Origin of the sequence: Candidatus Thiosymbion oneisti (assembly GCF_900092655.1) — a bacterium.
In the GTDB taxonomy this organism is placed as follows: domain Bacteria; phylum Pseudomonadota; class Gammaproteobacteria; order Chromatiales; family Chromatiaceae; genus Thiosymbion; species Thiosymbion oneisti.
The window spans coordinates 1-5,839 of the sequence record NZ_FLUY01000538.1; the positions used below are offsets into that span (position 1 = coordinate 1).

General features: G+C 61.3%; 4 protein-coding genes and 1 pseudogene. 3 read left to right on the forward strand and 2 right to left on the reverse strand.

The window, feature by feature from the left end:
• Window positions 1–407: 407 nt before the first annotated feature.
• Window positions 408–701 carry a type II toxin-antitoxin system RelE/ParE family toxin gene (locus tag BQ17_RS05440; protein ID WP_089724993.1) on the forward strand — a complete coding sequence of 98 codons (294 nt, stop codon included), beginning with the start codon at window positions 408–410 and terminating at the stop codon, window positions 699–701.
• A 16-nt stretch (window positions 702–717) separates the two neighbouring features.
• Window positions 718–1,059 (forward strand): HigA family addiction module antitoxin, encoded by a 342-nt coding sequence (locus BQ17_RS05445; RefSeq protein WP_207787595.1) that lies wholly within the window; start codon window positions 718–720, stop codon window positions 1,057–1,059.
• A 324-nt stretch (window positions 1,060–1,383) separates the two neighbouring features.
• Here the strand turns inward: BQ17_RS05445 and BQ17_RS22410 are convergent, their stop codons facing one another.
• Both BQ17_RS22410 and BQ17_RS23980 read right to left on the reverse strand, forming a co-directional pair.
• Window positions 1,384–2,067: an AAA family ATPase gene (locus tag BQ17_RS22410; protein WP_256091488.1), complete on the reverse strand. Its 684-nt coding sequence runs from the start codon at window positions 2,065–2,067 to the stop codon at window positions 1,384–1,386.
• Window positions 2,068–2,203: 136 nt separating this feature from the next.
• Window positions 2,204–2,545, reverse strand: a pseudogene (locus BQ17_RS23980) (AAA family ATPase); the annotation flags it as partial.
• Window positions 2,546–2,820: 275 nt separating this feature from the next.
• Here BQ17_RS23980 and nifE point away from each other — a divergent pair.
• Window positions 2,821–5,682: a nitrogenase iron-molybdenum cofactor biosynthesis protein NifE gene (nifE, locus tag BQ17_RS24610; RefSeq protein ID WP_439645646.1), complete on the forward strand. Its 2,862-nt coding sequence runs from the start codon at window positions 2,821–2,823 to the stop codon at window positions 5,680–5,682.
• The last annotated feature ends 157 nt before the right edge of the window (window positions 5,683–5,839 follow it).

Here is a 5,839-nt window from a genome sequence, read left to right on the forward strand (position 1 = left end):
TGAATTTCCCCCTCACCCCGGCCCTCTCCCGGAGGGAGAGGGAGTGAAATGCGCAGATTGTGCCGTGTGGCAGTATAAAATCAATGTGTTAGTTTTTAGACAGCCTCTAAGCGGGATTGGTGCGACGTCCCTTACAGTGTTTGACCACCTTGCTTGACCGCGGGAAGAGAGCGGTAGGTTGGGCAAAGCCGCAGGGACGCGGCGTGCCCAACATTCTGTGTTGGGCACGGGCCAGGTCCCCTCCTTCGTCGGGACAAGCCGACCCTTTGCCCAACCTACGAGCTACCTGATCACGGACGATCAGCGCCTAAAGGCGGGATGCGCTGCGCTTTCCTGCCCTACGCGGGTTGCGACGGCAGCAAGTGAGCGAGTTAACGGTTATATTGGTATTCGTTATAATATGATATATGATCCGTTCATTTCAGGATCCTGGTACCGAGGACATCTTCAATGGCTCCAACACGCGGGCCGCGCGGAGGGCTTGTTCCAAGCCCCTATGGTCGGTGGCCCGACGCAGGTTAGATCAAATCAATCGCGTCCGCGACGTCCGAGAGCTGGCAATACCTTCGGGGAACCGCCTTGAGCGTTTGTGCGGAGACCGGAGCGGACAGTACAGCATTCGGATTAACGACCAATATCGCATCTGCTTTCGCTGGGAGCGTGGCTATGCGGACGAAGTCGAAATCACCGACTACCACTAAACGGAACAAGACGACCATGAGGCAAAATCGCGGACAGGGGCCTGTGGCGAGGCGGTTGCCTAGTGAGAGGCCCCCAACGCATCCCGGAGAGATGCTGTCGGAGGAATTCCTGAAGCCACTGGGGATCAGTCAGTCCGCCCTTGCGATTCGCTTGGGGGTTTCATTCCCCCGGCTGAACGAAATCATTCGTGGGAAACGCGCGGTGACACCGGACACGGCATTGCGGTTGGCCCGCGTGTTGGGAATGTCAGCGGACTTCTGGCTTGGGCTCCAGCAGGACTGGGACCTCTGGCATGCCATGCGAAGCGACAAGGCCGTTGAGATTGACAAGTTGGAACCGCTAGGTCGCACTGCATAGTACCCTGTTTTCAAGAACGCAAAAAAAGGACAATTTAGGACAAAAAAAGGACACCCATTTTGTTTGGCCTTCCGAAGAATGCACCCGCTTCGAGGAGCACGAGCTGTGATTTCTCCCCAACGGTCCGAACCAGTGACGGGGGTCGTAAAACAGGTATGCGCTGCGCTTTCCCGCCCTACACGGGCTTATGCAGGACTACGTAGCAAATCGATCGAACGCTTCAGTGTCCTAAGTTGCGTGCTACGCTGATTCTCCCACAATCAACACGGTTGTTTGTGCCTGGCGAACCTTCCGGACCTGTTTACCGCGGCCTCTCGTCACGACTCAGACCCACGGCACCGCACCGTAAGCGCCGGCCATGTACTTCGCGTAGAGGTTGTCGTCTTTGCGTACCCCCTTCATGGAATCGAGGCGCCAGGCCTCGCTACGGCCTCGCTCATCCTTCTCCACCAGCATGACCTGCGGCTTTTGCAACAGGTTCAGAATCTCGGTTGCATGGCAAGTGAAGATGATCTGCGCGTCATGCGGATTGGTGCTCGGACTCAGAAACAGATCCATGATCGGCGAGAGCATATGTGGGTGCAGATCCGCCTCGAGCTCGTCGATGACCGCCATGCCACCCGTAGCCAACGTGGGCAGCAGGTGTGAGAGCAGAACATAGGCTCCCTGAGTGCCGCTCGATTCGAGCGTAAACATCCTCTTGGCCTCCCGGTCATCTACCTTATGCATGCCGAAAGGCACGTAGTGCTTAGTCGTCTCGGCGCTACCCGGGTTCGTAAACGACGCTTCTTCGATCACGACATCGGACAGTCCGAAATCCCACTCCCGTAATAGAGACACCGCCTGCTCCCACAGTGGAGCCTGCTCGCGGAAGACATTGGTTGCATTGATGATGCGATGAAAATCGTGTTCGCGGCCGGCCCAGACGACGTTCGAAAAGACCGATAGCTTGACCATAGTGCTGGCAAGCGGCACACCGTATTGCGCGGCGGTGGAGATGTGAAGCATTCTGCCGAACCTTCTTTGCCTCCGCAGGGGCCATACCGAAGCCCTGCTGCTTGACGACATAAGCGCCGTTTCGCCAATCACGCTCGAACACGTAGCTGAAATACCGACTTGTCTTGCGGCGCAGGGATTCATGCAGGACGCGCTCGGGAGTCAGCTCCAGGGCATACCGCCACAGCTCACCTGCAAGCGCGAGCTCGACCTCGAACGAGCCGCGCTGGTCTGCGGAAAAGAAATGCGTCTCGAATGGGATGCCTCCACCCGGAGGTGCCTGAAACGAGCTGCTGATAAACCAGTGAGCGAACACTAACGGTTTGATCAGATTCGTCTTACCACTACCGTTGGCACCAACGATAGCCATTACTTTCGACAACCGGCCATCGGTAACGCCCGGACCTCGCAGCGTCTTCGGCATGCGAAAATCAACTGTGGTCTCGTCCGGGAACGAGAAAAAGTTGCGGAATCTATAGTGGTGCAGCATGGCTAAACCCACGTATTTTTTACCATTTTAGACAAAAAATAACATAATTTTGTGATTTCTGCTATTCTTTTGAAAATAGATGGGGATTGCGGGTACGAGATCAGGATGTGGTCGAGGTCGTAGATTCCCTACACTAACCACAGTTTCGGGATCCTTTAGCACAAAGACTACATTTCCAGCCTTTTAGGCCTTTCTTGTCTTGAAGAATCAATAGCCTAGCCGTTGGCACGAGCCCTGCATGGATGACCCCCGAAGCATGCAGCCGAGGGGCCTCCATGAAGCGGAAAGACATCGCCATACTGCTCGACGAGCCGGCCCGCACCCACCCTAAGCCGGGAAAGTCCGGCTGCGCCAAGCCAAAGCCGGGGGCCACCGCTGGCGGTTGTGCCTTCGATGGCGCTCAGATCGCCTTGCTGCCCATCGCCGATGTAGCCCATATCGTCCACGGCTCTATCGCCTGCGCCGGTAACTCCTGGGACAACCGGGGGACCCGATCCTCCGGACCCTCGCTGTACCGGATCGGCATGACCACGGACCTGACCGAGCAGGACGTGGTCATGGGACGGAGCGAGCAGCGGCTCCTACACGCCATCCGACAGGCCATCGACAGCTACCACCCGGCGGCGGTCTTCGTCTACAACACCTGCGTCCCGGCCCTGATCGGTGATGACCTGGAAGCGGTGTGCAAGGAGGCGCAAGGCCGCTGGGGTACGCCGGTGGTGCCCGTGGACGGCGCCGGCTTCTACGGCACCAAGAACCTGGGCAACCGCATCGCCGGGGACACCATGGTCAAGTATGTGTGCAGCGGCCGGGAGCCGGACCCACTGCCGGCGGGTAGCGAACGGCCAGGCTTCAAGGTCCATGACGTGACCCTGATAGGTGAGTACAACATCGCCGGCGAGCTCTGGCACGTGCTGCCCCTGCTCGACGAGCTGGGGCTGCGGGTGCTATGTGCGCTGTCGGGCGATGCCCGCTTTCGGGAGGTGCAGACCATGCATCGCTCGGAGGTCAACATGATGGTCTGCTCCAAGGCCATGCTCAATGTGGCGCGCAAGCTGGAGGCGGCCTTCGGCACCCCCTGGTTCGAGGGCAGCTTCTATGGGGTTAAGGACGTCTCCCAGGCCCTGCGGGATTTCGCCCGTCTGATCGGCGACCCGGATCTGACCAAGCGCACCGAGCGGCTGATCGCCCGTGAGGAGGCCCGCATCGCTGCCGAGCTCGCCCCCTGGCGGGAGCGACTTGCCGGATGTAAGGCGCTGCTCTACACGGGGGGCGTGAAGTCTTGGTCCATCATCGCCGCGCTACAAGACCTGGGAATAGAGGTCGTCGCCACCGGGACCAAGAAGTCCACGGGGGACGACAAGGACCGCATCCAGGCACTCATGGGGCGGGACGCGCTGATGATCGAGGACGGCAATCCCCGCACCCTGCTCGAGATCGTGCGTGAGCACCAGGTTGACGTACTGATTGCCGGCGGACGCAACATGTACACGGCGCTTAAGGCGCGCCTCCCCTTCTTGGACGTCAACCAGGAGCGTGACTTCGGCTATGCAGGATACACTGGCATGCTGGAATTGGCCCGCCAGCTGTGCTTGACCATCGAGAGTCCGGTATGGGCGACGATCCGCCGGCCGCCACCTTGGGTTCGAGGGTCTGCACCAGAGCATGGGGTCGCAACGGCGCCGCACCCTGTTTGGGACGCCCCCAGGGCCGAGATCGTCAAGCGCAGAAAGGCCCTGTCCGTCAACCCGCTGAAGGCGAGTCCCACCATTGGGGCCGCCCTGGCCTTCCTCGGCTTCCGCCGTTGCATCCCCATGCTGCACGGCTCCCAGGGCTGCGCGGCCTTCGGCAAGGTCTTCTTCGTGCGCCATTTCCGCGAGCCCATCCCCCTCCAGACCACTGCCATGGATCAGGGCAGCGCCGTGATGGGTGCGAACGAGAACCTGGTCGAGGGACTCAAGACCCTGTGCCAGAAACATGCCCCAGAGCTCATCGGCGTACCCACCACAGGGCTTGTGGAGACCCAGGGCACCGACATCCGCATGGCCGTGCGCATGTTCCGGGACCAGTATCCCCAGTTCGACGCCATCCCGGTGGTGCCGGTGGCGACGCCGGATTTCACCGGCTCCCTGGAATCCGGCTATGCCCTGGCGGTCGCGGCCGTCATCGGGCAGCTGGTTCCCCGAGCGGATGCTGCCGGGACCCGGCCGGGGCGACGCCCGCGCCAGGTCAACCTGCTGGTGGGTGCCCAATTGACCCCCGGCGACCTGGAGTACCTCAAGGACCTGATCGAGCGCTTCGGTCTGCACCCGATTGTGCTGCCGGACCTGTCCGATTCCCTGGACGGCCACCTGACCGAGCAGGATTTCAGCCCCTTGACAGTGGGCGGCGCCCAGGTAGCGGACCTGGCGGTCCTGGGTGATTCAGCGGCGACGCTCGTGGTCGGTGCCTCCCTGGACGCCGCTGCGGATCTGCTGGCCGAGCGCACCGGCGTGCCGGACGTCCGGTTCCCCCACTTGATGGGGCTCGCGGCTGTGGACGCCCTCGTGACCGAGCTGGCACGGATCTCCGCCACACCCGTGCCAGCACAGGTCGAGCGCCAACGCAGCCAGCTTCAAGACGCCATGCTGGACACCCATTTCATGCTCGGCAGATCCCGCTTCGCCTTGGCCGCCGACGCGGACCTGTTAGTCGGCTTCAGCGACCTGTTGGCATCCCTGGGGGCGGAAACGGTCGCCGCCGTAGCCCCCACCAATACGCCCGCCCTGGAGCGAGTCCGTACCGCCAAGGTCGAGATCGGGGACCTGGAAGACCTCGAGCGCACCACCCGCGAGCGCGGTGCCGAGGTACTGATCGGCAACTCCCACGCCGCTCCCATGGCGGAGCGCTCAGGTCTGCCCCTGCTGCGCGCCGGCTTTCCACTCTACGACCAGGTGGGCGGCTATCAGCGCCTCTGGATCGGCTACCCGGGGACCCGCCGGACCCTGTTCGATCTGGCCAATATCCTCCTGTCCCTGAAGAAGGGTGAAATCCGCCCCTATCACTCGCGCCTGTCCCCAAAACCGGCGCGGGAGTGGGAAGCAGGGGACATGCGGGCGACCTATGGCCTGAAAGCCACCGTAATGGAAGCGGCCTAGGGGGTGTTCTCAATTAAAACAGAGGGTCTCTCGTTCCCACGCGCCGCGTGGGAACGCGGAAGCTCCGCGCCGCGGAGTGCCTCGGAAACTCGTAGCCGCTGCTGCATGGGCCTGATGTGCTTGATTTTCATGAGGATTCAGCTCAATTGAGAACGCC

Coding starts and splice junctions, on each gene's coding strand:
- BQ17_RS05440 (WP_089724993.1), top strand. CDS start 408: ATGATCCGTTCATTTCAGGATCCTGGTACCGAGGACATCTTCAATGGC.
- BQ17_RS05445 (WP_207787595.1), top strand. CDS start 718: ATGAGGCAAAATCGCGGACAGGGGCCTGTGGCGAGGCGGTTGCCTAGT.
- BQ17_RS22410 (WP_256091488.1), bottom strand. CDS start 2,067: ATGCTTCACATCTCCACCGCCGCGCAATACGGTGTGCCGCTTGCCAGC.
- nifE (WP_439645646.1), top strand. CDS start 2,821: ATGAAGCGGAAAGACATCGCCATACTGCTCGACGAGCCGGCCCGCACC.